Origin of the sequence: Blastococcus capsensis (genome assembly GCF_030165005.1) — a bacterium.
GTDB classification, from domain to species: Bacteria; Actinomycetota; Actinomycetes; order Mycobacteriales; family Geodermatophilaceae; genus Blastococcus; species Blastococcus capsensis.
Map to the genome: position 1 here is coordinate 250,010 of NZ_JASNNW010000002.1, position 25,338 is coordinate 275,347.

General features: G+C 71.5%; 25 protein-coding genes and 4 tRNA genes. 11 read left to right on the forward strand and 18 right to left on the reverse strand.

What is annotated here, in order from left to right; genetic code table 11:
• Positions 1-3 precede the first annotated feature (3 nt).
• The 7 genes from QOZ86_RS03560 to QOZ86_RS03590 form a co-directional block, all read right to left on the reverse strand.
• Positions 4-816, reverse strand: a complete 813-nt coding sequence (locus QOZ86_RS03560) for an SDR family oxidoreductase (RefSeq protein ID WP_284490574.1) — start codon at positions 814-816, stop codon at positions 4-6.
• A complete protein-coding gene (locus tag QOZ86_RS03565; protein WP_284490575.1) occupies positions 813-2,930 on the reverse strand; it encodes an acetate--CoA ligase family protein in 2,118 nt (705 codons plus the stop codon). Before QOZ86_RS03565 ends, QOZ86_RS03560 begins: the two co-directional genes overlap by 4 nt.
• Positions 2,927-4,108: an acyl-CoA dehydrogenase family protein gene (locus QOZ86_RS03570; protein ID WP_284490576.1), complete on the reverse strand. Its 1,182-nt coding sequence runs from the start codon at positions 4,106-4,108 to the stop codon at positions 2,927-2,929. The genes QOZ86_RS03565 and QOZ86_RS03570 overlap by 4 nt, the downstream gene beginning before the upstream one ends.
• A gap of 93 nt (positions 4,109-4,201) precedes the next feature.
• Positions 4,202-4,984: a dimethylargininase gene (gene ddaH, locus QOZ86_RS03575; protein WP_284490577.1), complete on the reverse strand. Its 783-nt coding sequence runs from the start codon at positions 4,982-4,984 to the stop codon at positions 4,202-4,204.
• 1 nt (position 4,985) lies between these two features.
• A complete protein-coding gene (locus tag QOZ86_RS03580; protein ID WP_284490578.1) occupies positions 4,986-5,729 on the reverse strand; it encodes an amino acid ABC transporter ATP-binding protein in 744 nt (247 codons plus the stop codon).
• Entirely contained in the window at positions 5,726-6,835 is a 1,110-nt protein-coding gene (locus tag QOZ86_RS03585) for an amino acid ABC transporter permease (protein WP_284490579.1), read from the reverse strand. Before QOZ86_RS03585 ends, QOZ86_RS03580 begins: the two co-directional genes overlap by 4 nt.
• Entirely contained in the window at positions 6,832-7,677 is an 846-nt protein-coding gene (locus tag QOZ86_RS03590; RefSeq protein WP_284490580.1) for an ABC transporter substrate-binding protein, read from the reverse strand. The genes QOZ86_RS03585 and QOZ86_RS03590 overlap by 4 nt, the downstream gene beginning before the upstream one ends.
• Before the next feature lie 230 nt (positions 7,678-7,907).
• Here QOZ86_RS03590 and QOZ86_RS03595 point away from each other — a divergent pair, with 230 nt between their 5' ends.
• A complete protein-coding gene (locus tag QOZ86_RS03595; RefSeq protein ID WP_284490581.1) occupies positions 7,908-8,507 on the forward strand; it encodes a TetR/AcrR family transcriptional regulator in 600 nt (199 codons plus the stop codon).
• 190 nt (positions 8,508-8,697) lie between these two features.
• On the opposite strand, the gene QOZ86_RS03600 is transcribed toward QOZ86_RS03595, so the two are convergent.
• The 3 genes from QOZ86_RS03600 to QOZ86_RS03610 all read right to left on the reverse strand — a co-directional run bounded on the left by QOZ86_RS03600 (position 8,698) and on the right by QOZ86_RS03610 (position 8,955).
• Positions 8,698-8,771 (reverse strand) — tRNA-Phe (locus tag QOZ86_RS03600).
• Positions 8,772-8,794: 23 nt separating this feature from the next.
• Positions 8,795-8,868 (reverse strand) — tRNA-Asp (locus QOZ86_RS03605).
• A 14-nt stretch (positions 8,869-8,882) separates the two neighbouring features.
• Positions 8,883-8,955, reverse strand: a tRNA-Glu gene (locus QOZ86_RS03610).
• 84 nt (positions 8,956-9,039) lie between these two features.
• Here QOZ86_RS03610 and QOZ86_RS03615 point away from each other — a divergent pair.
• A complete protein-coding gene (locus QOZ86_RS03615; protein ID WP_284490582.1) occupies positions 9,040-9,663 on the forward strand; it encodes an AMIN-like domain-containing (lipo)protein in 624 nt (207 codons plus the stop codon).
• A 12-nt stretch (positions 9,664-9,675) separates the two neighbouring features.
• Here the strand turns inward: QOZ86_RS03615 and QOZ86_RS03620 are convergent, their stop codons facing one another.
• From QOZ86_RS03620 to QOZ86_RS03630, 3 genes are all read right to left on the reverse strand, one after another.
• Positions 9,676-10,008, reverse strand: coding sequence for a hypothetical protein (locus QOZ86_RS03620; RefSeq protein WP_284490583.1), 333 nt, complete (start codon positions 10,006-10,008; stop codon positions 9,676-9,678).
• Positions 10,009-10,031: 23 nt separating this feature from the next.
• Complete coding sequence (locus tag QOZ86_RS03625; protein ID WP_284490584.1) at positions 10,032-11,573, reverse strand: metallophosphoesterase; 1,542 nt, start codon at positions 11,571-11,573, stop codon at positions 10,032-10,034.
• A 66-nt stretch (positions 11,574-11,639) separates the two neighbouring features.
• Positions 11,640-12,146, reverse strand: coding sequence for a GtrA family protein (locus QOZ86_RS03630; protein WP_284490585.1), 507 nt, complete (start codon positions 12,144-12,146; stop codon positions 11,640-11,642).
• Between the two features lie 214 nt (positions 12,147-12,360).
• Between QOZ86_RS03630 and QOZ86_RS03635 the strand changes: the two genes are divergently transcribed.
• Positions 12,361-13,236, forward strand: a complete 876-nt coding sequence (locus QOZ86_RS03635; RefSeq protein ID WP_284490586.1) for a Rieske (2Fe-2S) protein — start codon at positions 12,361-12,363, stop codon at positions 13,234-13,236.
• Positions 13,237-13,712: 476 nt separating this feature from the next.
• Here the strand turns inward: QOZ86_RS03635 and mqo are convergent, their stop codons facing one another.
• The 3 genes from mqo to QOZ86_RS03650 all read right to left on the reverse strand — a co-directional run bounded on the left by mqo (position 13,713) and on the right by QOZ86_RS03650 (position 15,999).
• A complete protein-coding gene (mqo, locus tag QOZ86_RS03640) occupies positions 13,713-15,212 on the reverse strand; it encodes a malate dehydrogenase (quinone) (protein ID WP_284490587.1) in 1,500 nt (499 codons plus the stop codon).
• A 209-nt stretch (positions 15,213-15,421) separates the two neighbouring features.
• Entirely contained in the window at positions 15,422-15,697 is a 276-nt protein-coding gene (locus tag QOZ86_RS03645) for a hypothetical protein (RefSeq protein ID WP_284490588.1), read from the reverse strand.
• Between the two features lie 155 nt (positions 15,698-15,852).
• On the reverse strand, positions 15,853-15,999 hold the full coding sequence (locus QOZ86_RS03650) for a hypothetical protein (protein WP_284490589.1): 147 nt from the start codon (positions 15,997-15,999) through the stop codon (positions 15,853-15,855).
• Between the two features lie 113 nt (positions 16,000-16,112).
• On the opposite strand from QOZ86_RS03650, the gene QOZ86_RS03655 reads away from it, so the two are divergent.
• The 4 genes from QOZ86_RS03655 (at position 16,113) to QOZ86_RS03670 (ending at position 18,902) form a co-directional block, all read left to right on the forward strand.
• Positions 16,113-16,769, forward strand: coding sequence for a hypothetical protein (locus QOZ86_RS03655; RefSeq protein WP_284490590.1), 657 nt, complete (start codon positions 16,113-16,115; stop codon positions 16,767-16,769).
• Positions 16,770-17,001: 232 nt separating this feature from the next.
• A tRNA-Lys gene (locus QOZ86_RS03660) sits at positions 17,002-17,074 on the forward strand.
• 400 nt (positions 17,075-17,474) lie between these two features.
• Positions 17,475-18,467: a hypothetical protein gene (locus QOZ86_RS03665; RefSeq protein WP_284490591.1), complete on the forward strand. Its 993-nt coding sequence runs from the start codon at positions 17,475-17,477 to the stop codon at positions 18,465-18,467.
• Positions 18,468-18,491: 24 nt separating this feature from the next.
• The gene (locus QOZ86_RS03670) at positions 18,492-18,902 is read left to right on the forward strand and encodes a hypothetical protein (RefSeq protein WP_284490592.1); all 411 of its coding nucleotides are present in this window, start codon (positions 18,492-18,494) and stop codon (positions 18,900-18,902) included.
• Positions 18,903-19,779: 877 nt separating this feature from the next.
• On the opposite strand, the gene QOZ86_RS03675 is transcribed toward QOZ86_RS03670, so the two are convergent.
• Positions 19,780-19,914, reverse strand: coding sequence for a hypothetical protein (locus QOZ86_RS03675; protein WP_284490593.1), 135 nt, complete (start codon positions 19,912-19,914; stop codon positions 19,780-19,782).
• Positions 19,915-20,401: 487 nt separating this feature from the next.
• Between QOZ86_RS03675 and QOZ86_RS03680 the strand changes: the two genes are divergently transcribed.
• Complete coding sequence (locus QOZ86_RS03680; RefSeq protein ID WP_284490594.1) at positions 20,402-20,599, forward strand: hypothetical protein; 198 nt, start codon at positions 20,402-20,404, stop codon at positions 20,597-20,599.
• Positions 20,600-20,739: 140 nt separating this feature from the next.
• On the opposite strand, the gene QOZ86_RS03685 is transcribed toward QOZ86_RS03680, so the two are convergent.
• Positions 20,740-23,208, reverse strand: coding sequence for an excinuclease ABC subunit UvrA (locus tag QOZ86_RS03685; RefSeq protein WP_284490595.1), 2,469 nt, complete (start codon positions 23,206-23,208; stop codon positions 20,740-20,742).
• A 142-nt stretch (positions 23,209-23,350) separates the two neighbouring features.
• On the opposite strand from QOZ86_RS03685, the gene QOZ86_RS03690 reads away from it, so the two are divergent.
• The 3 genes from QOZ86_RS03690 to QOZ86_RS03700 all read left to right on the forward strand — a co-directional run bounded on the left by QOZ86_RS03690 (position 23,351) and on the right by QOZ86_RS03700 (position 25,227).
• Positions 23,351-23,917 (forward strand): dienelactone hydrolase family protein, encoded by a 567-nt coding sequence (locus QOZ86_RS03690; protein WP_284490596.1) that lies wholly within the window; start codon positions 23,351-23,353, stop codon positions 23,915-23,917.
• A 262-nt stretch (positions 23,918-24,179) separates the two neighbouring features.
• Entirely contained in the window at positions 24,180-24,392 is a 213-nt protein-coding gene (locus tag QOZ86_RS03695) for a hypothetical protein (RefSeq protein WP_284490597.1), read from the forward strand.
• On the forward strand, positions 24,382-25,227 hold the full coding sequence (locus QOZ86_RS03700) for a hypothetical protein (protein ID WP_284490598.1): 846 nt from the start codon (positions 24,382-24,384) through the stop codon (positions 25,225-25,227). Before QOZ86_RS03695 ends, QOZ86_RS03700 begins: the two co-directional genes overlap by 11 nt.
• The last annotated feature ends 111 nt before the right edge of the window (positions 25,228-25,338 follow it).

The following is a 25,338-nucleotide window of genomic DNA, read 5'->3' on the forward strand; positions in this document are numbered from 1 at the left end:
GGGTCACGACCGGCCTGCCTCGGCAGCGGTGTAGACGACCTTGCCCAGCCACTGGCCGCCGTCGACCGACAGGACGTCGCCGGTGACGTAGCCGGCGCGGCGGTCATCGAGCAGGAACGCCGCGGACTCGGCGACCTCCTCCGGGGTCGTGAACCGGTTCGCGGGCACGCTGCCGAGCACCCGGGCGCGGGCCTCGTCGGTGGGCCACAGTGCCGCACCGGCGCCCTCGGTCTCGGTGGGGCCGGGAGAGATGCAGTTCACCCGCACGCCGCGGCTGCCCCACTCCGCGGCCAGGGTGCGCGTCATCGCGAGGACGCCGCCCTTGGCCGCGGCGCTGTGCACGGTGCCGGGGTGGCCGTGCCAGGCGTAGCTGGCGATGACGTTGAGGATCGACCCACGACCGGCGGCCAGCATGTGCGGGGCGGTGGCACGGGTGCAGTGGAAGGTGCCGTTGAGCACGATGTCGATGACGGCCCGCCAGCCGTTGGGCGACAGCTCCTCTGCTCTGCTGATGAAGTTGCCGGCGGCGTTGTTGACCAGCGCGTCCAGCCGGCCCAGGCCGGCCACCACGCCGTCGACCGCGGCGGTCACGGCCGCCGGATCCCGGACGTCGCAGGGAACGACCAGGGTGCGCACGCCGAACTCCTCGGCCATCCGGGCGGTCTCCTCCAGCGGCTCCGGCCGCCGACCGAGGACCGCCACGTCACCGCCGCCGGCGGCGTAGCGGAGGGCGATGGCCCGGCCGATGCCGGAGCCGCCGCCGGTCACCAGCGCCACCTGGCCGCTGAACTCGGCGAGGGGAGACCTGTCGATCATCGGGATGCTCCTGTCGGCCCGGAGGCGTCGTCGTCCTGGTCCTGGTCGGTACCGCCGTCGTGGTGCGAGGACGCGATCACCAGGGCGTCGACCGCCACCGCCCCGTCGGGCCCCACCCGCAGCGGGTTCACCTCGCACTCGGCGACCTCGGGCCGCTCGGCGAGCAACCGCGAGATCGCGGCCACCACCGCGGCGGCGTCGTCCACGTCGACCGCCGGGCGGCCGCGCCAGCCGGTCAGGAGGCGGGAGGCGCGCAGCGACTCCAGCATCCGGCGCGCCTGCTCCTGGCTCACCGGCGCGAGCGCGAGTTGTACGTCCCCGAACACCTCGGCCTGCACCCCTCCGGTGCCGACCAGCACCAGCGGCCCGAAGCACGGGTCGCGACGGGCGCCCACGATGAGCTCGACGGTGTCGCCCCGGGCGTCCATCTCCTCGAGGACGTACTCCCCGTCACCGAGCCGGCCAGCCATGTTCGTGAAGGCCGCGACGGCGGCGTCCGCATCCGGCACGTCGACCACGACGCCGCCCACCTCGGTCTTGTGCGCCAGCCAGCCGGCCTTGAGCACGTACGGCGCGGTCAGCCGGCCGGCTGCCTTCCGTACCTCCGCGGCGCTCCGGACGCCTTCTGCCACGGGGTAGCGCACGCCGTGACCCGCGATGAGACGGCGGCCGGCCAGGTAGGGCAGTGAGCGTCCCGTTCCGCCCGGAGCTGCGGTCACGTGGGCCGGCTCGTCCCCGTCCTGCTCGACCAGGTCGGCGGCGTGGCCCAGCGAGCGGGCGACGGCATCGATGGTGTGCAGCGTCGGGACGGCGTTTGCTCGCATCAGCTGCACCGCGTCGGAGTCGTGGCTCATCGAGTGCACGACCACCGGACGGTCGTGCACCCGGACGGCATCGGCCAGCGTCTTGACGACCTCCAGCTCGCGCTCCACCAGCTCGGGGGTGTCGTCGCCGTAGCAGCCCAGGTATCCGGAGAGGACGACGGTGTCGATCTCCCCGCTCACCAGCAGTGTCTCCACGACCCGGGCGTAGGTGGTGAGGTCCTGCTCGCCTGCGCCGGCGAGGTCGATCGGGTTGGCGACCCCTGCGGCGGCCGGCAGCAGCACGGCCAGCTGCTGGGAGGTCGCCTGCGCCAGCCGCGGGACCTGCAGGCCTTCACGGGCGAGTGCGTCGGCAGCGATCGCACCCTGGCCGCCGCTGTCGCTCACGACGGCTACCCGGCGCCCGGACGGCAGCGGGCTGCCGAGCAGGAGGTGGGCCAGGTCGATGGCCTGGACGGGTGTCTCGACGAGGACCGCGCCGGCGGCCCGGCACGCTGCCGCGACGACGTCGATGGCCGCGGTGAGCGCTCCGGTGTGCGACCGGGCCGCCGCCCGGCTGGCCTCGCTGGCGCCCACGGTGAGCACCACGACCGGCTTGCCGGCCGCGCGGAGTCGCGCCATCGCACCGAGCAGCTCGCGGCCGCCGTCGAAGCTCTCCAGGTAGAGCACGACCGCCTTGGTCGTCTCGTGGTCGACCAGGTCGTCCAGGACGTCGGCCGCGGTGACGTCGACCTGGTTGCCGATGGACACGAACCGGGAGATCCCCAGCCCGGCGTGTGCGGCCAGGCCGGCCAGCTCCAGACCCAGCTGCCCGGACTGGGAGACGACCGCCATGCTCCCGGGGTGGAAGGCGCCCCAGGCCAGCTCGAGCTGGTGCGCGCAGTCGTAGATGCCCAGGCAGTTGGGGCCGATGATGCGCGCACCGGCGGCCCGGATCTCGGCGGAGAGCCGTCGCTCGAGCCCGGGCTCGCCGTGCGCTGCGTCGATGCCGGCGGTGATGCCGAGGAAGCCCTTGGCACCCAGGTCGAGCGCCTCCCGGACGACGGCCGGCACGCTGGCGGCGGGCGCGCACAGCACCACGAGCTCGGGCGGCTCGGGCAGGTCGCGCAGCGACGGCAGCGACCCGACCCCGTCGATGACGGCGGACTTGGCGTTGACCAGGTAGACCGACCGGCGGTGGGAGCCGCGGAGGGCGCCGCGCGCCAGCCAGTAGCCCCACTTGGCAGGGTTCGGCGAGGCGCCGACGACCGCTACCGACCGCGGATCGGTGAACGTGCTGAGGTCCGAGCTCATCCCCGTGCGGCCTGCTTCCTCGTCAGGGAGCGGGAGATGATCAGCCGCTGGATGTCCGAGGTGCCTTCCTCGAGCTCCTCCAGCTTGGCGTCGCGCAGCCACTTCTCCGGGAAGTACTCGCGCGAGTAGCCCCAGCCGCCGTGGGTCTGCAGTGCGGCGTTGGTGACCCAGGTGGTGTTCTCGCTCGCGGTGAGCTTGGCGACGGCCGACTCGGCCGCGCACGGGAGGCCGGCGTCGAACAGCCGGGCGGCGCGCATCGTCACGAGGTGGGAGACGTCCGTGCGGGCTGCCATGTCGGCGAGCCGGAAGGCGACCGCCTGGTGCTCGATGATCGGCTTGCCGAACTGGGTGCGCTCGGAGGCGTACTTCACCGTCGCGTCGAGCGCGGCGCGGGACAGCCCGGTGGCGCCTGCGCCGATGAGGATCCGGGAGCCGTCGAAGGTGCGCATCAGTCCGTAGAAACCCATGCCCTCGTCGCCGAGCCGGTTCCCCACGGGGATCCGCACGTCCTCGAGGAAGACCTCGGCGTTGACGATCGCACGCTGGCCGAGCTTCTTCATCGGCTCGCCGATGGTGACGCCCGGCATGTCGCGCTCGACGAGGAAGGCGGTGACCCCGCGCGAGCGCTTGGCGGGGTCGACGGTCGCGAAGACGACGATCCACTGCGCGTAGGGCGCGTTCGAGATCCAGGTCTTCTGCCCGTTGAGGACGTAGGCGTCGCCGTCGCGGACGGCGCGGGTCTGCAGGCTGGCGGAGTCCGACCCGACCCCGGGCTCGGTCACCGCCACCGCGGTGACCGGTGGCGCGTTCCCGGTGAGCGGGGTGATCCAGCGCTTCTTCTGCTCCTCGTTGCCCAGGGCCAGCACCGGCTCGGCGAAGAACGCGCTCGAGGTGAGGAAGTTGCCGATGCCGATGTCGCCGTAGCACAGCTCCTGCTGCACCAGGCACTGGGTGATCAGGTCGGTGACGCCGCCGCCGCCGTACTCGGCCGGCAGCATGTACGAGGCGAGCCCCACCTCGGCGGCCTTGGCCCACAGGTCCAGGGGGGACTCGGTGTCGGCCTCGTCGACCGCGCGGGCACGGGGACGGATCTCCCGTTCGGCGAAGTCCCTGGCCAGCGCGATGAAACCACGCTGCTCGTCGGTGAGCTCGATGCCGTCTCGGATGGTTCGCGACATGGGGTTCTCCTTGCAGGGTCGGGCAGGCGGCCGTCGGCGGGGACGGTCGCTGGGGAGGGGAGTCTGGGGGGCTGGGAGTCGTGTGGAGGACGGTCAGGTGGCGGGCGCCGGCCGGCGGATCAGGACGCTGAGGCAGGTGACGCAGCCCTCGAGCTTCTCGAACTCGCCGATGTCGACCACGCGGGGCGTGAAGCCCAGGTCGGCGAGCCGGTCCGCGGTCCGCGGTGCTGCACTGCTGATGAGCACCTGGTCGCCGCCCAGGGGGACGACGTGGCAGCCCGGTTCCTCGGACACGGGCCGGGCGCTCGGGAAGGCTCCGGGTTCGAGGAGATCGGGCAGCGTCAGGAAAGTGCCGTCGGGCAGGGCGGTCACCGCCGACTTGAGGTGCAGGACCGCCTGGAGCCGGACCGGGACCACGGTGCGGCCGAGCGGGGTGAGGTGGCCGCGCAGCTGCCGGATCCCGTCGGCGTTGGTGCGCCCACCACGGCCCACGTAGACGGTGTCGTCGACCTGCAGGACGTCGCCGCCGTCCAGCGTCCCGTCGCCGGTGATCCGCACGACGTCCAGACCGAGGTCGCGGACGACCTGCTCGGTGCCGGGCACCTCGGCACGGCGGGATGCCGCGCCGCTGCGGGTGAGCACCGCCGTGCCGTCCACCACCACGACCGTGTCCTCGACGAAGGTGGCGTCCGGGCAGCCGGGCGCCGGATCGACCTCTCGGACGTCCCAGCCGGCAGCCGCCAGGGCGGCTCGGTAGCCGGCGTGCTGCTCGGCGGCGAGCGCCGCGTCGACGGGCACGCGTTCCACGTGGGTGACGATGCCGGCGGCCATGTCCTCGGTGGGACGTCGGACCAACGCGATGCCTGGTGACTGCACGTCACAACCTCCCTGCGACGAGGACCCGGCTGAGGAACTGGCGGGTGCGGTCCTCCTGCGGGTCCTCGAAGATCTGCGCCGGAGTGCCGCGCTCGAGGATCCGGCCCTGGTGCAGGAAACAGACCTGTGAGGCGACCTCCCGGGCGAAGCCCATCTCGTGCGTCGCCAGCAGCATCGTCAGCCCGTCCTGGGCCAGCTCACGCACGATCGCCAGGACGTCACCGACCAGCTCGGGGTCGAGTGCGGCGGTTATCTCGTCGAGGAGCAGCACCTGCGGGCTGGACGCCAGCGCCCGGACGATGGCGACGCGCTGCTGCTGGCCGCCGGAGAGTGCGTCGGGGTAGGCCTCCGCCTTGTCCTTCATGCCCACCCGGTCCAGCAGTGCGAGGGCCAGCTCGTCAGCCTCGGCACGGGGCTTCCCGCCCACCTTGACCGGGGCGAGGGTGATGTTGCGCAGCACGCTCATGTGCGGGAACAGGTTGTAGGACTGGAAGACCATGCCGACGTTGCGACGCAGCCGGTTGACGTCGACCCCCTGGCCGCTGACCACGTCGCCGTCGACGCTGATCTCGCCGGAGTGGATGGGCTCGAGGGCGTTGATGCAGCGGAGCAGGGTGGACTTGCCGGAGCCGGACGCGCCGATCAGGCAGACCACCTCGTGCTTGGCCACATCCAGGCTCACCCCGCGCAGGACGTCGTGCTGGCCGTAGCGCTTGTGCACGTCGTTGATCTCGAGAAAGGTCATGCGGCTCGTCCCGTCCGACGCTGCTGCTTGGCGAGGAGCCGGTCGACGTAGCGCGCCTGCGGGATCGTGATGAGCACGAACAGGACGGCGACCACGATCACCGGCGTGAGGTTGAAGACGTTGGAGGCGGCGAGCCGGGACCGCGCGAACGCGTCCACCACGCCCATGACGCCGATCAGCGCGGTGTCCTTCTGCAGGCCGATGAAGTCGTTGAGCAGCGGAGGGACGATGCGCCGGACCGCCTGCGGGACGATGACCGTGCGCAGCGTCATGCCGTAGGACAGGCCGAGCGACCGCGATGCTGCCCACTGGCTGGGGTGGATCGACTCGATGCCGGCGCGGTAGACCTCGGCGACGTAGGCGGAGTACGTCAGCGTCAGCGCGATGATCGCCAGCCAGATCGGCGAGAGGTCCTCGACCAACGGCACCTCGGCCAGCTTCAGGCCGAAGCCCACCAGGTAGAGCACGATGATGCTCGGGATGGCGCGGAAGGTGTCCACGTAGCCGATCGCCATCCAGCGCAGGGGGCGCCCGGCCCGTCCGGGCAGCAGCCGCATCACGGCGACGAGCAGCCCGACGACGAGCACCAGCACCTGCGCACCGACGGCGACCTTGACGTTGACCCAGAATGCCCCCAGCACGTCGAGAAAGCTGCTCTGCAGGAACTGCCAGCGCAGGAACGTCGTGGTGATGGCGCCGTCGTTGGCCGTGGTCAACGAGATGAGCATGGCCAGGATGAGGACCGCGACCGCGTAGCCCATCGCGGTGTGCGCGTGCTCCCGCCCCGCGGCCGCCTCGTGGCGCGCGGCGGCGAGCCGGCCCTCGGCCAGCAGCCGCGCCCGGCTGCGGGCGTTGCCGAAGGCGCGGACGGCCGGGACCAGCGGGAGCAGCGCCCCGGCGCCGACGGCGACCAGCGCGGCGCCCACCGCCGCCGGGGGGCCGTCCAGCATGCGATCCACCGACCACAGCGCCAGCACCGCCGCCAGTGCGCAGAGCGCCGCGATCAGGAGAGCGACGATCGCCGTCGGCAGTACCCGCTGCGGAGGTGTCGGCGTGCCCGGCGCCTCCGCAGCGATCCGTGGATCGCTGGTCAAGGCCGGGCTCACGACAGGGACCACACCGGCACCTCTGCCGGATCGCCGCCGAGCTCGGGACCGAGCCAGCTGGCCGACAGCTTGTCCAGCGTGCCGTCCTCGCGCATCGCTTCGATGGCCTCGTTGATCGCGTCGGCATCCCCGGAGTCCGTGGGGTAGATCGCCGCGTAGTTCTCCCCGGACTGGAACTGGCCGACGACCTCGAGGGCGCCACCGGAGTTCTTGGCGAAGCCGAGCATGATCGCGGTGTCCTGGATGGCCACGTCGACGACTCCGGCGCTCACCGCGGTGACCATCGCGGTGGTGTCCGGGAACACCTGCACCTCGGTGTTCGGCTGCAGTTCCTGCTCCACCCAGTCCACCGCGGTGGTGCCCAGCTGCACCCCGATCGTCTGGTCGCGGATGTTGTCCTCGGTCACCTCGGTGTCGGCCGGGGCGAGAACCCCCAGGTTCGAGTCGAAGTAGGGCGCAGAGAAGGTGACGACCTCCTCGCGTTCCGGGGTCACCGAGATCTGCGCCATGGCCATGTCGAAGTCCTGCGTCTGCCCTGCGACCAGCGCGTCGAAGGAGACGTTGTCCACCTGCGCGGTGTCCAGACCGGCCCGGTGGGCGATGTTGGCCGCGAGGCAGTACTCGTAACCGCCGTCGATGTCCTCCGGGGTCTCGCCCTTCCACCATCCCGGCGAGGGGAGGGTGGTCTGCACGGTGAGGACGCCGTCGGTCACGGGGTCCAGCGAGATGGACCCGGCCTCTCCGTACACCTCGCACGCGCCGTAACCCGCACCGTCAGCGCTGGCCTCGCTGCCGGGATCGCCGGAGCACCCGGCCACCAGGGCGACGGTCAGAGTGGTCACGGACGCCAGGAGCGCTCTGTTGGGAGTCGGCACGGTGTCTCCTCAGTTTGACGGACGCGTCAGTTAACGACTGAACGGCAGCGTGCCGGGGATCACTATTCACTGTCAAGGGGTCATCGCCGGCGCGCTCGGCCAGCTGTCAGAGGGCCTGTGCATGCCGCTCGGCGTGCGGTAAGTTGACTGACTGATCAAGCAAAGCGCCGGGTGTGCCGACGCAGTGAGGGGATCGCATGCCCAGGCCCAGTGTGGAGGCGGCGCGGCGGGAGCAGATCCTCTCGGCGGCCTGTGACGTGGTGTCGGAGATCGGCTTCAAGTCGCTGCGGATCGCCGACGTCGCTCGCCGGGCCGGGACCAGCACCGGCACGGTGCACTACTACTTCGACACCAAGGCCGATCTCATGCGGGCCGCCTTCGAATGGAACTTCACCCGCTCGCTCGATCGCCGGCGGCCATTGCTGGAGGAGCAGTCCGACCCCCGGCGGCGGCTGCGCGCATTCGTGGAGTCGTACCTGCCCATCGACGACGTCACCGTCCGGGCCTGGCGCGTCTGGGCGGAACTGTGGGTGGAGGCGTTGCACGACCGGGATCTGCAGGAACTCAACGACCAGGTCTACGGAGAATGGCGACGCATAGTCGCCGGTGTGCTTCGTGACGGCCAGGACAGGGGCTTGTTCCGCGACGAGGACCCGGTCCTGGTCGCCAACGGACTGATCGGCATGATCGACGGACTGGCACTGCAGGCGCTGTTGGGCTCGCGGAGCATGACCGTCGAGCGGATGCGCGAGGTGTGCGAACGCGCCATCCGCGACCTGGAGCTCGCCGCCGTGTGATCCCGACGGTGTCGGGAGAGGGCCCGTGGTCCACGATTTCGAGTCGAAGCTGGACGGCCACCGCGACCGTAGCGTCTGGGTCGGGGTGTGATCGGTCCGACTCGTCTTCGCCTCGGCCGATCAGCCGCATGTCCCGACCCGTGGGCCGGAGCTCATCGGGGGTCTCTTCGCTCGTGCGGGTGGTGCGCTGTGGGCAGGGGCGGGGTCGAACCGCCGACCTCTCGCTTTTCAGGCGAGCGCTCGTACCGACTGAGCTACCTGCCCCTCCCGGCGTATCCACCGGAGAGCGACCCTGACGGGACTCGAACCCGCGACCTCCGCCGTGACAGGGCGGCGCGCTAACCAACTGCGCTACAGGGCCTTGCTGATCGTGCGTGCCCCCAACGGGGTTCGAACCCGTGCTACCGCCTTGAAAGGGCGGCGTCCTGGACCGCTAGACGATGGGGGCTCGTGTTCGCCGGGGGCAGCGAGAACAATACATGGCTGTCGTGGCTCCCCGTCACCGGGGTGTCCGGATGCGACGCTGTGCCGTGTGCGCGCCAGCTCCCGAGTCGTCCCCGTCCTCGTGATCCCGTTGATCGCCCTGTCGGGCTGTGCCCAGAGCAGCAACGTCGATCCTGCATCGGCGGGCGCGGACGGCGGCACGAGCAGCCGGCCGCCAGCGCTGTCCTCCGTGGAACCCGAACCGGACGGGGCGGTGGCCGGGACGCCGTTCGAGGCCGACACCGAGCCCGATGTCGCCCAGCCGTCCGCCGACGCCCGGCTGACCGTCAGCGACGTCCGGGTCGCGGCCCAGGACGGCTACGACCGGGTCGTATTCGAGCTGGGGGGCGACGGGACGCCCGGTTGGGACGTCCGGTACGTCGACCAGGCGTACGTGCCCGGCAGCGGCCAGGCGGTCGAGGTGGTGGGAGGCGGCGTCCTCGAGTTCCGGCTGAACGGCGCCGGTTACCCCTTCGAAACCGGGGTCGACGAGTACCCGGGCCGCGAGCCGCTCCGTGCCCCGGACACCTCGGCGGTGACCGAGGTGATCTTCCAAGCCACGTACGAAGGCACGACGACGGCCTTCATCGGTACCCGGGACCGGACGCCGTTCCGCGTCTCATTCCTGGAGAACCCGGCCCGGGTGGTGGTGGATGTCGCCCCCGCCGGCTGACGCCGGCTGTCCCTAGCCGAGGCTGGCCGTCAGCTCGACCGAGTCCTCGGTGACGCCCGAGCAGGACAGCTGCAGCGGCCCGGCGGCCACGCTCTCCCCCTCGCCGCACGAGACGCCGGCCCCGCCGACGCTCAGGGAGGCGCGCCCGTCCTGCACGCCGTCGAAGGAGAGGGTCGTGCCGAGGATCTCCGCCTCCGCCGAGTCGCCGGACAGGGTCACCGTGCAGGTGCCGGAGGAGCAGGAGACGTTCTGGGAGGAAAAGGAGCACCCGGTGAGGGTCGCGAAGGAGAGCCCGCCGGCGAGCAGGGCTCCGGCGAACCGGGGGACGCGGGTCGTCGACGACATCCCGCCAGCCTAGGCCCGGCGGCTCACCCCGGCGGCGCCACCGGGGCCTGCTCGCCCGCGTCGCCTCCGGCCGGAGCGATGGCGCCGGCTCCGGCCGGGCCGTCGGGGACGGCCGGGGAATCTGCGGCACCGCCCGGCTCGTCGGCCGACACCAGGACGCGCTGCACGGTCACCTCGGTGGCCCCGAGCCCGCCGAGGGTGATCTGGTCGTAGGCCTGCAGCGCCCCCGTCGTGGGGTCGAGGTACAGCACCGTGCAGGTCAGCGGCTCGGGATACTCGCCCTGCAGCCCGCGCAGCCCGGCGCCGCCGGTGGAGCCCTGCACCATGAGGAGGGTCTCCTCGGAGAGCTCCTCGACCGCCCGCTCGTGGGTGTGGCCCGCCAGCACCAGTGGGACGAGGCCGTCCAGCGGAGGCGCCTGCTTCGGGTCGTGCACCAGGGCGATCGCCGGCTGGTCGGCCAGCGTCTCGACGACGTCGGCCAGCTCCTCGCCGGACTCCTCGAGGACGTCGGCTCCCGCGTCGTCGTCGCCGGTGCTCTTGTCCGGGGTGAACCGCGGATCGGGGGTGCCCACGATCCGGATGCCGGCGACGGTCACGGCCGAGTCGTCCAGCACGGTGACGTTGGACTGGGCGGCGAGGATGCCGGCGGTCGTGGCGGAGTCGTGGTTGCCGCGGATGTAGACGTAGGGGACGCCGAGGTCGCCCACGGCGGTGATCAGCCGGTTCTCCGGCTCGCTGCCCCAGTCGGTGATGTCCCCGGTGTCGAGGATGCCGTCCACCCGGAACTTGTCGGCGACCTGCCGGACCAGGTCGAACCCGGCCGGGTTGAGGTGGATGTCGGAGACGTGCAGCAGCGCGACCGACTCGGTCGTGCCGCCCGGGGCGGGCAGGGTCGAGAGGGTCGCGTAGAGCGTGCCGACGTTGGCCACCAGGTCCTCCAGCGACGCCCGGTAGGCGTCGAAGCGGGCGACGATGTCCTCGGCGCTGCCGATCAGGCTGTTGGCGTTCACCAGCAGCCCGGTGTACGTGGGCTGGGACAGCGCCTCCGGGCGCCAGGTGGCGGCACCGAGCGCGCCGGTGGTGGCCAGGACCGCGGTGGTCAGGCCGAGGGCGATCAACGGTTCCCGGCGGCGGCGCAGGACGGCCCAGGAGGTGAGGGCGGCGCCGGCCAATGCGACCAGCGCGGTCACCCACACCAGCCGGACGACGGCGGACTGCAGGTTCTCCGTCACCCGGTCGACCACCCCGGCGAGCCGCACCGGGTCGGTGGCCAGCGCCCGGGCGCGCTCCTGGTCGACGCTCTCGAGCGAGATGTCCAGTCGGAGGGGACCGTCGTAGACGTCGACGGCCAGCGAACCCAGTGGTGGCAGCTCGACCTGGGCGCCGCCGGCGGCGGGCTGGAAGGCGAGCGTGGCGTCGAACGGGCCGAGCGGCGCGGAGACCCGCGCGAACAGCAGCACCGCGACGAGCGCGCCGCCGAGCGCGAGGCCGAGGCGCGCGGTCCAGCGGCCGACGACCCGGGCCCGTCCCGGCCAGGGGGACGTCGTCGGGCTCGGTCCGCTCATCTCGACGAGGCTAGCCAGGACCGGACCGTCCCCGGCGGAGGCTCGGCCGGGAACCGGTCCGCGGGCTCAGGCCGGGACGGGGCGGAAGATCCAGCGCAGGGCCAGGAACCGCATGAGCCCGATGACTGCTGTGACGGTGGCGACCGTCGCGATCTGGAGTCCGGGATGGGTCCCGCCGGTGACTGCGTCGAGCCAGCCGAGCGCGGTGCTGGTGGCCAGCAGGCCCAGGACGGTGACGCCCCCGGCCTCCCACTGGGCGGTGAACCAGTGCACCCGTTCGTCGGCGCGGAAGGTGAGCCGGCGGTGCAGCTCGTTGGCGAGCACCGTGGAGACCGCGGTGGCGACGAGGTGCGCCGGCAGGTACCCGGACGGGCGGAGCGAGACGAACAGCAGCGCGTAGACGACGGTGGTGACCGCACCGACCAGGACGAACCGGAGGAACTGGGCCGTGGTGTCGTCGGTGCGCATCCGCGTGGTCACCCGGCCGGTCGACGTGCGCGCCCACTGCGCCGTCGTCCGCGACAGATCGCCGACGGTCTCGGCGGGGCGGAGCAGCAGGGGCGGGCAGGTCACGGTGGTCCTTCGGACAGGTACGGCGGTCGTCGTCGGGGGAGCATGGTCCAGGCTCCTCTCCGCCAGAACCCTTGTCACGCCTGAACATGCCGGACGACGTCGTACGTCACCCGTGTCCTTGCTCACGGTCGCCTGGGGATCACCCGCGCACGATGTCCGGAGTGGTCGGCGGACCGGTGCGTCACCCGGTGGTCGGCCGGGTAGGGGTGCCGGCATGAGTCTCATGGGCTTCCTGGACCGGTTCGCGGACGTGTCGGCTTTCGACAAGGCGATCGAGCCCGCCCGGCGCGCCGTACAGGGCCTGCCGAGCGGGCTCAAGGACGTGCTCCACGGCACCTGGCTGGGCCATCCCCTGCACCCGGTGCTGGTGCAGGTGCCGGTGGGCAGCTGGGTCTCCGCCGGGCTGCTGGACGCGGTGCCTCCGCTGCGACCGGCCGCGACGGTGCTCATCGGCACCGGGGTGGCCACCGCCGTGCCGGCGGCGATGTCCGGCGCCGCCGACTGGTCGGAGCAGGGGGCCGGTGTGCGCCGGCTGGGCGCGGTGCACGCGGTGCTGAACACCGCGGCCCTCGGCCTGTACGTGGGGTCCCTGGTCGCCCGGTCGAAGGGCCGCGGCACGCTCGGCCGGGTGCTGGCCTACAGCGGGCTGGGCATCGCAGGGGGAGCGGCGGCGATCGGCGGGCACATGTCCTACGCGCAGTCCTCCGGCGCCTCACACGCGGCGACCGCGGTGCGGGCGCTGTCCTCCGACTGGATCGACCTCGGGCCGCTCGACGACCTGCCGGAGGGCCGGCCGACGATGCGCAGCGGGAAGGGCGGCAGCATGGCGGTGCCGCTGGCCGTCGTCCGCCGCGGGGCGCGGGTCGACGTCTTCGTGGGGGCGTGCTCGCACCTGTCCGGCCCGCTCGACGAGGGCGTCGTGGAGACGGTGCGGGGCAGCGAGTGCCTGGTCTGCCCGTGGCACGGATCGGCATTCGACCTGGACAGCGGCGAGCCGCGGCGCGGCCCGGCGGCCAACCCGCAGGAGAAGCTCGAGGTGCGCATGGAGGCCGGGCGGGTCATGGCCCGCGTGCCCAGCCGGCACCGCTGAACTGCCAGGTCAGGACCTCGGCCGGTCCGCCAGGAGAGAAGCCGGCCCGGCCGCCCCGGGGGGAACGGGTCAGCCGGGCCGGGGTCGTACCCGCCGGGCACCGGAGCGCAGGGCGGACGAGTAGGCGGACAGGAACGCGGTGACGCGCCCCCGACCGGAACGACGATGACGGTACGTAGTCGCCGTGGTGACCCGCGATCCCCTGAACGGGTGGTCCGCTGGGCGGGCGGGTGAGCCCGGGCACACCAGGTGTAGCGGAACGGCGGCTGCGGGCACCCGGTAGAGGTGCTCTTCCTCTTCTCCAGCCGTCTGGGCTGCCTCGGCTCGCTCCTGCTGTCAGCGCTCCTGACGCTGATCCTGCTGCTGGCGCTGGGCGTGCTGTGACGACGCCCGGGCGCCCGGTCCTCGGAGGGATCGAGGCCCCGGGCGTCGTCGTCAGTGCCGCGGGTCCGCACCAGCGGGCCGCGGATCCGGCCTCAGCCGTTGAGCTCCAGGGTCTGCATCGTGTCCTCCCGCACCTGCGCGAGCAGGGCCGGGTCGCCGTTCAGCGGGTGCCCGTAGGAGGGGATCGCCTCCTGCAGCAGCGGACGCCAGGCGTCGATGCGCTGCGGGAAGCACCGCTCCAGCAGGGTGAGCATCGCCGAGACGGCGGTGGAGGCACCGGGGGAAGCGCCCAGCAGGCCGGCGATGCTGCCGTCCTCGCCGACGATCAGTTCGGTGCCGAACTGCAGGACACCCTTTCCGCTCGTCGGGTCCTGCTTGATCACCTGCACCCGCTGGCCGGCGGTCACCATGTCCCAGTCGCGCTGTTCGGCCGTGGGCACGAACCCCTGCAGGGTGCGGTGCCGGGCGGAGCGTGACTGCAGCACCTCGCCCACGAGGTACTTGGTCAGCGCCAGCTCGGTGCGGGCGACGCCGAGCATGGACCCCAGATTGTTGGGCTTGACGCTCTTGGGCAGGTCGAACATCGAGCCGGCCTTGAGGAACTTGGGCGAGAAGCCCGCGTAGGGGCCGAACAGCAGCGCGTACTCGCCGTCGATGAGGCGCAGGTCCAGGTGCGGCACCGACATCGGCGGCGCCCCGACGGCGGCCTGCCCGTACACCTTGGCCTGGTGGCGGGCGACCAGTTCCGGCGATCGCGAGCGGAGGAACATCCCGCTGACCGGGAAACCGCCGAAACCACGGATCTCGGGAATGTCGGCCTTCTGCAGCAGCGGAAGGGCGCCACCGCCGGCGCCCACGAAGACGAAGCGGGTGCGCACGGTGACCCGCTCACCCGAGACGGTGTCGCGGACGGTGACCTTCCAGCGGCCGTCGGTCTCCTTCTCCAGGCTGTCCACCCGCTGGTCGAGGTACACGTTCACGCCGCGGGTCGAGACGTCGTCGAGCATCAGCCGGGTGAGGGCGCCGAAGTTGACGTCGGTACCGGCGTCGGAGCGCGTGGCGGCGACGATCTGCTCGGGCTCGCGGCCCGCCATCACCAGCGGCAGCCACTCGGCCATCCGGTCGTGGCTCTCGGTGTACTGGAGGCCCTCGAACAGCGGCTGGGCGGCGAGCGCGGCGTGCCGGTTGCGCATGTAGGCGCGCCCGTCCTCGCCCGTGACGAAGCTCAGGTGCGGCACCGGGGTGATGAAGTCCTTGGGCGAACCGGTCATCCCGCGGCGCACCAGGTGCGACCAGAACTGGCGGGAGATCTGGAACTGCTCGTTGATGGTGACGGCCTTGGCCGGGTCGACCCGACCGTCGGGGCCCGCTGGGGTGTAGTTGAGCTCGCAGAGGGCGGCGTGCCCGGTTCCGGCGTTGTTCCAGGGACCCGAGCTCTCGCCGGCGACGACGCTGCCGGACTCGAAGACGGCGACGCTCCAGTCGGGCGCGACGATCTGCAGCAGCTCGGCCAGGGTCGCGCTCATGATGCCGCCGCCGACGAGTACGACGTCGGGGTTCGCGCTGTCGGGAACGCTGCGCTCGGAAGTCACGTCTGCCTCTCTGGCGGTGCTGGTCGAGGCGCCGCGGCGCCCTTGCATCGATCGTCGGCCGAACGTGGCCGCTACATGCGGTCTCTCGGTTATGAGGTACGTCACCGCGATCGGTGTGTCACTGCCCTCAAGGTTATGACCGGCGGCGCCGGAGCGGGTCTCCGGGCGGGTGTGACCCTCCCCCCGCCCCGGTATGGCTGACGCCCAGGTCAACTCTTCGGCGGCTGCGACCAGTGCTCGTTCATCACGGCGAGGGCGTGGACCAGCGACATGGTCGCCACCTCGGCCTCGGGGACGCCGACCACGTGGATCAGCTGGTAGACGAGGCCGGCCGGCAGTGCGTTCGCCGGCGTCTCGCCGGCGGCCGATCCTCGGTCGGGCAGCTTGCGCTCGTCGACGCAGGCCCAGAACTCGGCCTCGGTCACATCGAGCTGATCGCGGAGGATGTGCGACCAGGTCCGCGCGCCGTAGGCGTCGTTGTTCACCGGGTGCGAGATCCGGGTCCGCAGGATGCGGCCATCGGGCAGCTTCAGCTCGTAGGTGTGGTGGCGACCGGTTCTGCCGCGCGCATTGCGGACCTAATCCCAGCCCTCGGTTTGGCAGAAGCGGTCGTGGTCGCGTCGGCCGGCCGCCCCGCCGCTCACGAGACGAGCGCGCGGGCAGCGTCCTTGACGGCGTCGGTGCCTCCAACCAGCCACTCGCACAGCTGGTCGTCGTCGGAGAGCTCGACGAGTTCGACGAGGCTGTGGTGGACGGCGTGGTTGGCTGCGGCCCCACCTGGGGGCACCTTCTCTGGGCGCGTTCATCGGCCGGCGGCGGAGGCAGTTGCCTACCCTCGGCTGGTGCCTGGCTGCCGGAAGATCTACTGAGATGTGGCTCCGTGAGACCGCCATTCACTGGATGGACGGTTCACCGGGCGATGACCGGCCGCGGTTTCGACGGTTGGCCAACCTGGCCACAAGCTGCTTCGACTCGTGCTTCGAGGGCCTGGAGACCGAGTACGTCGGCAAGGTCAACACGGCGCTGTGGTCCCGGCCGAGGAATCAGGCCTACACGGTCGTCCCCGAGCAGAACGACCGGGACGACACGATTGTCACGGTCGGACGGGCTCTCGACCCGACCGAACTTCTGGACCGGGGTGACGATGAGGTACTGGCGGCCCTACTGGACATCCATCTGGACGCCCTTCGACAACTCGCCCAGCAACGGGGTTGGAGCTCGGAACCGTTCTCGCGTGCCGCGGACTGCGTACGTCGCGGAGGCTGGGAGGCGCAGGCGTCGATACCTGAAAAGGTGAACCGCTTTTCCAAGGACCTGGTGGCCTGGGCCGGCGGTCTCATCGATGCCAGTGGCGGCCGCATCTACCTCGCTGTCCGCGATCAGTCGTCCGGCGTCGAGCTGCAGCGCGTCGAGCAGGACGTGCCGGCCGACTGGCATGGCCTTCGCGCCGCACTTCACAAGGTCGCCTGGATCGATGCAAGAACGGTCGAGCTGCAGCCGCGTCAGCGCGCAGGTGTCGACCTCGGGCCGCGACTCCAGATCAACCTGTTTGCCTGAACCCGCCCGCCTGGGTGTCACATTGGCCGCCTCCAGGGACACGCGCGTAAGTCGTCCGGGCGTCCATCGTCAGCGAGCTACCTGCCGCGGCGGTTGCCGGGCCGTCCCCCGCAGACCCGCTTTCAACGGATCGTGCGCAGCGCTCGGCGGTACCCTCGCACCGGGGTCGCGAGGCGGCCGGAAGTCTCACGCGTTGTCTCGTGGGTTTTCTGGAGGGCTTTCCGCACCCACCGGGCCTCTAGCTCAACTGGCAGAGCAGCGGACTTTTAATCCGCGGGTTGTGGGTTCGATCCCCACGGGGCCCACCGTGCCGACCTGCGCGTTCGCCGCGCCGGTTGGACGCAGGGACGTCATCGGCGGCCGATGTGGTCGCGGTGTGGTCTCCCGCCGCCGCGGCAGTGTCGAAGGCCTGTTCGAGGGCGGCCGCCATCGCGTCCGACGCGGTCCGGGCGGTGTCCTCCGACAGGTGGCCATAGGTCTCGACGGTGATCCCGATCGAGGAGTGCCGGAGCATCTTCGACACGATCGCCATAGGCACGCCAGCGGCCAGCATCAACGACGCGGCGCCGCCACCGACCGCGCGCCCGTCCGGTCTGCCGTCCCCCTGGGGGTGACCTCTTGGAGCCGGTGAACCTCTCGGAGGGTCAGTCGGTCTCGTCGTTCTGCACCGCGAAGTCCAAGCGGTCAGGACTGAGGTGTCGCCGAGTGGTCCGCGGCGGCGGCGTCTGCGTCATGCATGGCGGGCATGCACCGCAGGTGGCCCAGCAGCGGGAGGCGCGCGTGGTCGTGGCCGCGGCTCAGCGCATGTACTCGGAGGACTTCGCGATGCGAGAGCCGGGTGAGGTGCTGCTCGCGGCGGTGCAGGACGTCGACGCGATCGTGCAGAAGGTCAAGCAGCAGGTGGAGTGCCGCGAGGAGCTCAGCGGCACCTACCTGTTGGTGCTGGGCGACTGGCTGGATCGGGCGGCCAAGCTGTCGAAGACCGCGCTGGACGCCGGCGTGCAGGAGCGTCAGGGCGAGATGGTGGCCGGCCTACTGCGGACGATCTTCGCCGACCCGCTGCTCGCTCTCTCGCCGGCTCAGGCCGCCGCAGCCCCTGGAATCGCTGCCCGGCACCTGCGGCAGATGGCCAGCGGCGAGCACCCGGCGCTCACGGTGGGTCGCGATGAGGCTCGCGCGCGCGATGGGAGGACTCCGGAACGCCCGAAACGCCACGCCGCTGCGGGTGGTCGCCTGCGGATTAGCTCTCCGCAGGTGCAGGGTCTGACCTGCACGGATGGCCCTGGTGGTCGCGATGTGGTCGCAGCGTCCGGGGGCTGTCGGCGTAATACGCCCGGGCGCCCATCAGCTCTTGCGCCGTCGGAGCCAGTACGAGCGGTCGGTGCCGGTCAGGTCGGTGCTGACCGGGTGCCGGCCCTCCCCGCCGAGACGGTTCAGCTACTGGACAACCAGGTCCGGGGTCCACTTCCCCAGCTCCTGGCGACCGCCCTGCGGTGGGACTGCCACCAGCTGGTTCCGGGTGCTCCCCAGCCCCTCGATGGTCAGCAGCATGTGCTCCCGACTCTCCATGCCGCGGAGGGTAGCAGCGAACTAGTTCTGCCGATCGCCGCCAGAAGCGTGGGTGCTTCGCGAGATGGCCTTTACCACTTCGAGCCTGTCAACTGTGTATTAGAAGCATTAGGATGCTTCATGGGCTAGGCTGTCCTCACGGAGGTGGTCAGGATGCCGTTCGAGGTGTTCAACAAGCGCTTCGCCCCCCTGGCGAAGACTCCTAGCGTGACGATTCAGAAGCGAGGCCTCATCTCGCTCAATCGCGCGGCGTTCGCGCTGATGGGCGAGCCCGAGGCGGTGGAGCTGCTCTACGACCGCGATGAGAAGATCGTTGGCCTGCGTCCCGTCGGCGAGGTCAGCGCCCACTCGTACCCTCTGCGCCCTCAGTCCAACAAGCAAGACTCGGGACCTCTCATGGTCGCTGGTACCGCATTCACTCAGTACTACGGGATTGACACCACGGTTTCGCGCCGTTGGGTTCCTACCCTCGTCGACGGAGTGCTCTGCGTTGACCTCAAGGTGGAGGGCGCGGTCGCTACCAGCAATCGATCAAGCGATAAGAGGCGCAGCGCAGACGTCTGACGCGCGCCGAGCAACCGTTGACACGCCAGGGGGAAGCGGTGACGTTCACAGCATGGGGAGACGAGTCGGGGTCAAATCCCGCCGTTGACCCGGGCGCGTACCTCATCGCGGCTGCTGTGAGTGAGCAGATCGACTCCGAGACCCTGCGCGAAGCGATGGAGGATCTGCGGCTACCTAGCTCCGGCCCGAAGCTGCATTGGTCTGCCGAGTCGACGTCTCGTCGTATGGAGATCATTGAGACGGTAGCGGCCCTACCTCTTGAGGGCTTAATCGTTGTTCGGCAAGGGCCTACCGACGACCGCGATGAGCGGCGTCGTCGGAAGTGTTTGGAGCACTTGCTGTGCGAATTGGACGCCTGGGGCTGCGCGACCCTCACACTCGAGTCGCGCGGCCGCGCTGATGACCATCGCGACATGCAGGTACTTCAGTTCCTCAGACAGGCTCATCGGTTGCCGTCAGGGGTTCGCCTAGACCACAAGCCGGGACCAGCTGACGCGGCACTGTGGATCGCTGACGCGCTCTGTGGTGCCGTCACGCAAGAACGACAAGGCGACGGGCGGTTCCTCAAGGTGGTCGAGAAGCGAGTCTCGGTTCAACTACTCGAGGCGTAGCAGCCGGACCCAGAAAAGGCGCGAGCCCCGGGCCCTGTCATCCGGCAGGATCTCCCGAGGCTCACTTCCAGACCACACCGCAGTGGGTCTAGCGATAGCCCAAAGGTAGCCAGCTGTGCTACTTCCGTCAACTCAAGCGCGCCCTGATCGGGTGATCTCTGTTGCCTAACCTAGGCGCTTTCGGCTCGCCGGTCCCGCGCAACCTAGCAGTCGGAGGGGTTCGCGAAGCGCAACGCTTCGCGCCCCCTCCCACAGCTCGCTCCACCTCAGCCAGGGGTCAGGGAACCAGCCTGGCCCGCGGCCTGCCGCTCCAGTGCGGCGGCGAGGGCAGCGCCCGCGGCGGCGATGACCTCTTCCCTGGTCGGCCGGGGTCGGTCGTAGTACGCGGGGTGATCGGTCATGGCCGGCAACCTCCCTCACGGGGCGACAGGACGGCTCCTGTGGTCGCCGTGTGGTCGCGCACTGCTCGTCATCCGGGGATAGCTGACGGCACCGCGCAGCACCCTGCGCGGCCCTGACCAGCGCACACGGCATCATGCGGCACCGCCCGGCACGCCCTGGTCGGGATTCTTAATCCGCGGGTTGTGGGTTCGATCCCCACGGGCCCACTGGCACGCGCCAGCGGTGTGGCTGGACCGGGGCTTTCGTCCTCCGAGGGAGGCGGGCCGGAGGCGACCTGCGGCTCGACGGGCGATGTCACACGAGCCGGCGGGAACGCCGGGCCGCACCCGGTGCGTTGTCGAGGGCGTCGGTCTTCAGCGCCGGTCCCGCGCTGCCGATGTGTTCGATGACGCCCGGGCCCGGCCGAAGAACTGCTGGGTGGCCGGAGTATCGACAGTCGGTGCCCTCGCCGAGTCGCTTGCAGGACCGCACGATCGAGGAGAGACGATGGACTACCTGCGTCAGTTGCAGATGGAGCGCCCCGTGCTCTTCTGGGTGGTGCTGCTGGTGGCTTTCTTGCTCGGTTTCCAGCTCCTGCTGTTCGTCGCCGGCGTCCTCCTGGGGCCGTTCAGCCTGCCGTCGTGGGCCCCGGTCGTCCTCGTGCTGGGCGTCCTCGTGCTCATCGCCCGCCGGCAGCAGCGATAGCGGTCGACGGCCCGGTCGTTCCGTCCGGCCGGCCGGATGTGCGCAGAACGGTCCCCGGCGCCCCGGCATGCGCACGAACCGCGGTGCGGCGCCGATGAGGGGACCCCGTTGCGACGGCCCCCCGGCGATCACGGTCGTGCTCAGCTGCCGACGTAGGCCGCGAGGTGCTCGCCGGTGAGGGTCGAGCGGGCGGCGACGAGGGCGGCGGGGGTGCCCTCGAAGACGACCCGGCCGCCGTCGTGACCGGCACCGGGGCCGAGGTCGATGATCCAGTCGGCGTGCGCCATGACCGCCTGGTGGTGCTCGATGACGAGCACCGACTTGCCGGCGTCGACCAGCCGGTCGAGCAGGCCCAGCAGCTTCTCGACGTCGGCGAGGTGCAGGCCGGTGGTCGGCTCGTCGAGGACGTAGACGTCGCCGCTCTCGGCCATCTGCGTGGCCAGCTTCAGCCGCTGCCGCTCGCCCCCGGACAGGGTGGTGAGCGGCTGGCCGAGGGGGAGGTAGCCCAGCCCGACGTCAGCGAGCCGGGACAGGATCTCGTGGGCCGCGGGGATGCGCGCCTCGCCGTCGCCGAAGAACGCCTGGGCTTGCGTCACCGGCATTGCGAGCACCTCGCTGATGTCCCGGCCGCCGAGCTGGTACTCCAGCACCGACGCCGGAAACCGCTTGCCCCCGCACTCCTCGCAGGGTGACTCGACGGTCGCCATGACCCCCAGGTCGGTGAAGATGACCCCGGCGCCGTTGCAGGTGGGGCAGCCGCCCTCGGAGTTGGAGCTGAACAGCGCCGGCTTGACGCCGTTGGCCTTGGCGAACGCCTTGCGGATCGGGTCGAGCAGGCCGGTGTAGGTCGCCGGGTTGCTCCGTCGTGACCCGCGGATGGCCCCCTGGTCGATCACCACCACCCCGTCGCGGCCGGCGACCGAGCCGTTGCTGATTCTTCCCTTCGCTCCGCAAGCGTCGCGAACGAGGGAGCTCTTGCCGGAGCCGGCGACACCCGTGAGCACGCAGAGCACGCCGAGCGGGATGTCGACGTCGACGTCCTGGAGGTTGTGCGTCGACGCGCCACGGACCTCGAGCGCACCGGACGACGAACGCACCGAGTCCTTGAGGGCCACCCGGTCGTCGAGATGGCGGCCGGTGGTGGTGTCGCTGGCCCGCAGCTCCTCCACGGGGCCCTCGAACACCACCTCGCCACCGCCCGTGCCGGCGCCGGGGCCGAGATCGACGACGTGGTCGGCGATCGCGATCATCTCGGGCTTGTGCTCCACGACGAGCACCGTGTTGCCCTTGTCCCGGAGCTGGAGCAGCAGGCCGTTCATCCGCTCAAGGTCGTGCGGGTGCAGCCCGATCGACGGCTCGTCGAAGACATAGGTGACGTCGGTGAGCGACGAGCCGAGGTGGCGGATCATCTTGGTGCGCTGCGCCTCGCCGCCCGACAGGGTGCCCGCCGGCCGGTCGAGCGAGAGATAGCCCAGCCCGATTTCCGTGAAGGAGCCGAGCAGGTGCCGCAGACCGGTGAGGAGCGGGGCGACGGTCCCCCGCGCGTGGCTGACGCCACGGTACGCGCGGGTGGTGCCCCCAGGCTCGTCGAGCTCCCGCACCCAGTCGGCGAGGTCGCTGATCTGCATCGCGCAGACGTCGGCGATGTTCTTGCCCCCGATCCTCGACGACCTGGCCTCCGGGCTGAGCCGCGTGCCGTCGCACTCGGGGCAGGGCTGGAACGTGATCGCGCGCTCCACGAAGGCACGGATGTGCGGCTGCATCGCGTCGACGTCCTTGGCGAGCATCGACTTCTGGATCTTCGGGATGACGCCCTCGTAGGTGAGGTTGACGCCCTCGACCTTGATCTTGGTCGGCTCCTTGTAGAGGAGGTCGTGCATCTCCTTCTCGGTGAACGCCGCGATCGGCTTGTCCATGTCGAAGCCGGCGCCGCTGAAGATCCGGCCGTACCAGCCGTCCATGCTGTAGCCGGGGATCGTCAGCGCTCCCTCGGCCAGCGACTTGTTCTCGTCGTACAACGCCGTGAGGTCGAAGTCGGAGACCGAGCCCGTGCCCTCGCAGCGCGGGCACATGCCACCCATGTAGACCACGTCGCGCACCACGTTCTTCTCGACCCGGCCGCCGGCCTTCTCCGTGCTCATCACCCCGCTCGCCTTCCGCGTCGGGACGTTGAACGAGAACGCCGTGGGGGGACCGATGCGCGGCGTGCCCAGCCGGCTGAAGAGGATGCGGAGCATGGCGTTGGCGTCGGTGGCCGTGCCGACGGTGGAGCGCGGGTTGGCGCCCATGCGCTCCTGGTCGACGATGATCGCCGTCGTCAGGCCTTCCAGCAGGTCGACCTCGGGCCGGGCCGGCGTCGGCATGAAGCCCTGCACGAAGGCGCTGTACGTCTCGTTGATCAGCCGCTGCGACTCCGCCGCGATCGTGCCGAACACCAGCGAGCTCTTGCCAGAGCCGGAGACCCCGGTGAACACCGTCAGCCGGCGCTTCGGCAGTTCGATGCTGACGTCCTTCAGGTTGTTCTCCCGCGCGCCGTGCACCCGGATCAGGTCGTGGCTGTCGGCGACGTGCTGCGCGGGCGATCGTCCCTCCGTGCTGGTCCCGGTCACGGCCGGGACCGTAGCGGTCGGGGCCGACAGGCGGGGACCTCGCAGCGACGCTGCCCCGCCGTGCGCGACGGACGAGCCGCGGAGACCCGGCCTCCACCGCGCAGCGCCGATTCGTGTCGTCCCCGGCGGCTAGCCTGCCGCCATGGCCGAGCTGGTGCTGTTCCACCACGCGCAGGGGCTGACGGCGGGATGCCGAGCCTTCGCCGACGACCTGCGCGCGGGTGGGCACGTCGTCCACACGCCGGACCTGTACGAAGGTCGCACGTTCGCGACCCTCGACGACGGCGTGGCACACGCGGAGGCGATCGGATTCGGCACCGTCCTGCAGCGCGGCCGCGCCGCCGTCGACAACCTGCCGGAGCGGCTGGTCTACGCAGGGTTCTCCCTGGGTGTCCTGCCGGCGCAGCTGCTGGCCCAGACCCGGCCGGGTGCGGCCGGCGCCGTGCTGATGCACGCCGCCGTCCCGCTCGGGGAGCTGGGCGACGACTGGCCCGCCGGGGTGCCGGTGCAGTTCCACACGATGGACGCCGACGAGCAGGGTGACGCCGACGTCGCGCGCACCCTCGCCGGCACGATCGACGGCGCCGAGTTCTTCTCCTATCCGGGCGACCGGCACCTGTTCACCGACCGCAGCCTGCCGGACCACGTCCCGGCCGCAGCGGCTCTGCTGATGCAGCGGGTGCTCGGCTTCCTCGCCGCCGTCGGATAGCGACACGCCGGAGCGCCGGCGCCGCTCAGGCATGACCGACGCCCGGACGGCGGGCGCGCACGCTCAGGAACGGGCGCCTTGTCGACAGGTCGCCGCTGGTTGGCGCGGGTCGCCGTACGCCCCGGCGGAGCTCTGCAACGAAAGGGAAACGGGGCCGGTCCGGAAGCCGTCGCAGCGGCCGGCGCCGGCGCCGTCCGGACCTAGCCTTCGAGTCGTCCGCGGCGCTTTCCCAGCCGCGGAGCACGACCTGCGAGGAGTTCCTGTGCACGCCACCGCCGAACCGTCCGCCTCCCTCCGGGACGTCCCCGACAGCGAGGCCCTGGCCCTGCTGCTGGACCTGATGGCCGACGAGCCGGCGCAGACGCCGAGGTCCGCAGGCCTGCCGCGCCACCGGTGGGCGACCCGGGTTCTGGACCTGTCGCGCCGGGCGTCGTCCTGGGGTGCCGGGCCGCTGGGGGCCTGGCGTGCCTGGTGAGCTGCTGGCGGTCGCCGGACCGCTGCTGGGCTGCGTCGGCCTGATCGCGCTCGTCGTGGTCCTGGCCGCCGGTTCCACCGCCCGCTACGAGTTCGAGCGCAACGGCGTCCGGGCGCTGCAGGCGGCGCCCGTGCACGGCGAGGTGCGGGTGCGAGCGGGGACCGCCGCCGGCGGCGAAGCGCCCCGTGGAGCGGGGCTGCCGGCGCCGGAACGGTCCGCGGTCGGCCTGGCCACGCATCCGGCCGCGCGGCACATCGCCGAGGCACCCACCGCCACCGCGTGGTGGCTGGTCGACCAGGCGGGTGGCACGGCGGCGGCCGGTCCGTTCGCGGACCGGCTGGAGGCCGACTGGGCCCTCTGGTCGGCCGGCCTGGCCGAGACCGCCTCCGCCGTCCACGGCGTCCGGCGCGCCGACGGCGGCGTCGCCCGGAGGCAGACGCCGCAGGACCGGGAGTGGCTGGCCGAGCTCGCTCGTCAGCTCGACCGGCTCCCGGAGGACTGGGAGCCGAACATGGCCGACGACGAGGACGCGGTCACGACCGTGGCGGTCGAGTTGACCGCAGCGCTGCTGGAGGCGGGCCTGCCGCTGCACGGGTGCGAGGGGAACGCCGCGGGCGGGGTCTGCCTCACGCCGCATCCGGCGGGGCTCGGCGTGCTCGTGACCTGGCGCCAGCACGACCGGATGAGCGTGCAGCAGGTGCGGGGCGCAGCCATGGACGCGGCGGTGCAGCGGACCATGAACGCCGCCGTCGCCACCGTCCTGCGTCAGATGGGCTTTTCCGTCGAGGAGTTCGGCTCCGCCGGGGCGCACCTGGTGACTGCACACACCGGCTGAACCACCTCCTCGTCGAGCGCGGCGGGCTCCGGCCCGGGAGCAGGCCACGGGGTGCCCCGCCGGCCGATCGGGGCCGCGCAGCCCCGGACCAGCGAAGGTCCCCGCCGCCGG